This is a genomic window from Carnobacterium sp., from assembly GCF_045617425.1.
Classification (GTDB): domain Bacteria; phylum Bacillota; class Bacilli; order Lactobacillales; family Carnobacteriaceae; genus Carnobacterium_B.
In genome coordinates this window covers 1-2,261 of the sequence record NZ_JAZLIO010000019.1, presented here as the reverse complement: position 1 = coordinate 2,261, position 2,261 = coordinate 1, and the positions used below count along the sequence as shown (strand labels likewise).

Here is a 2,261-nt window from a genome sequence, read left to right as displayed (position 1 = left end):
AAGGTACTAGTGAATCGTGAAGAATTACTGGCGAGAGAACTTTCTCCAAAGATGATGATTCATAAGACATTAATTACTACTGTTGGTCTTAAATATAATGAATATAGTAGTGATTTTGATAATATTATTATCTTAGATGATCTATTTAAGTGATATTAGCGGCCACGAAAAGACAAATAATGATTTTGCGGCCGCTAATATTGTTGGAAAGATTTAAATTGATATTTGATTAAATTACTCACGATAGCCCGAATAATCGGAATAATATCGATAACTGTTAGTGAGTTAAATTGGAATTATATTTAATTAACAACAAATAATCAAAAACAAATAACAGAAGATTTTGATAAGGTTTCTATCGGTCTTCTTTTATTTTTTTGCAAAAACAAACAAATGTTCTTGACAAGCGATTATGATGTGATATAATGCCTTTCAAGAAAACAGAACATATATTCTGTTTTGTAACTTGACAATTTGAACGAAGCGACTGTTTTTGGCAATCGATAAGGATATGGTAAGTCGTGTACAGTAATGGTCACGAGGATCGCATTAACGAAGGCATCGGCGAGTTTGAAATAGAAAAGTATATCTGCATGGGTTGGGATAACTATGCCTACAATTCTATTTTTAGCTTGGTCGGTGCCTTTTTTATTTTCTTTCGATTAAGCCTGTTTGAAAAAATATAAGGTTTTTTCAAAAAAACTTTCGTCCATTCTTCAAATTATTCAGAGAGATTATAGTAGGAGGATTTTTATGGATAGTAGCTGAGTCGAAAAAAGAAATGAGCAGAAAAGCTCTAAAAAAATCACAGCAAACAATAACGCTCTGAGATGGCGTTACAAATACTAATAATAAAGGAGAATTGAAAATGCAAACGAAAAAACAATTGAATACAAAAAATAATAAGTTGATGAGATATATCAACTGGAGAGGAATGTTAATTGAATACGAAAGAAAAAACAGAATTAGAATTGATTAAGTTTAGTGATGTGCCATTAGAGGAAATTGACTGGTTGTGGTACCCATACATTGCGTATGGAAAGATAACAATCATGCATGGTAATCCTGGTGATGGCAAAACCAATATTGCTTTGAAGATAGCATCGCAGTGTACTACTGGTGAGCCTCTTCCTGGTCAGATTACTATGTCACCTATTACGGTAATCTATCAGACTGCTGAAGATGGTCTTGGCGATACCATAAAGCCACGACTAATTGATGCTGGGGCTGACCAAGAAAGAATTTTTACTATCAATGAAGATAAGAGATTCTTAGAGTTATCTGATTCGCGAATTGAAGAAGCAATTATTAAGACAGGAGCCAAGCTTTTAATTGTAGATCCACTTCAAGCTTATGTTGGTGATATTGATATGAATAGTGCAATTGAGGTTAGAAGAGTTTTGAAACCATTAGGTAAACTCGCTGCTAAACATAAAATTGCTGTCCTTCTTATCGGTCATCTTAACAAAGCTCAGGGACAGAACAGCATCTATCGAGGAATGGGATCTGCAGATTTTGCAGCTGCAGTACGAAGCATCCTTATTGTCGGAAGACATAAGGACAATCCTGATGTACGTGTAATTGTTCAAGACAAAAACAATGCTGCTCCTGAAGGAGAATCTATTGGATTTAGATTGGATGGTATTAGGAAGTTTGAATGGGTTGATGGTTATGGCGAGACAACTACAGATGACATCCTCTTCACCACAAGATCCAGAGGCAGAAAGAATACGAAGTTGGATAAGGCTTTAGAATTTCTTACTGACCTTTTTAGTAAGACTCCGAGAATGCTTTCAACTGAAGTTTATAAGTTAGCTAATGAGGCTGGCTTTCATAACAGAACTTTGGACGAAGCTAAAAAGTATATTCCTAATCTCCACTCTGTTAAGTCTGGTAAGAACTGGGAATGGTACTTGGAGGAGCCGGAAGATTTAGATCTTCCGATCGAGATTATTGATGATGATGAGCTGGGTGAAAAAGAAAAGTCTGACCCAGAGGAAGGAAGTAAGTATGCAAATGAGTATAGCGAAGCGTGAGTTTAGTATGCAGAAAAGTGCAGCCTTAAAGATTAACGCCCAGTACCATTTGCAATGTTGCGTTATTCCTTTAGTGGAGGTGGAGCTAGGCTGGACGGAGCCTGCAAGAAGAGAAAAGCAAGCATCGCATTTGTACGGACAAATGCAGCTTGATGGGCTGTGCCCAAACCCCTTTTACAGCTTCTTCTTTTTTCGCCCGCCCTGCACGAAGTGCATCAAAAGAAA

General features: G+C 36.4%; 2 protein-coding genes. Both read left to right on the top strand.

The window, feature by feature from the left end:
* The first annotated feature begins 941 nt into the window (after positions 1 to 941).
* Positions 942 to 2,036, top strand: coding sequence for an AAA family ATPase (locus tag ACKI3H_RS10450; RefSeq protein WP_407372181.1), 1,095 nt, complete (start codon positions 942 to 944; stop codon positions 2,034 to 2,036).
* A gap of 7 nt (positions 2,037 to 2,043) precedes the next feature.
* On the top strand, positions 2,044 to 2,261 hold a 218-nt coding region (locus ACKI3H_RS10445), incomplete at its 3' end, for a hypothetical protein (protein ID WP_407372180.1).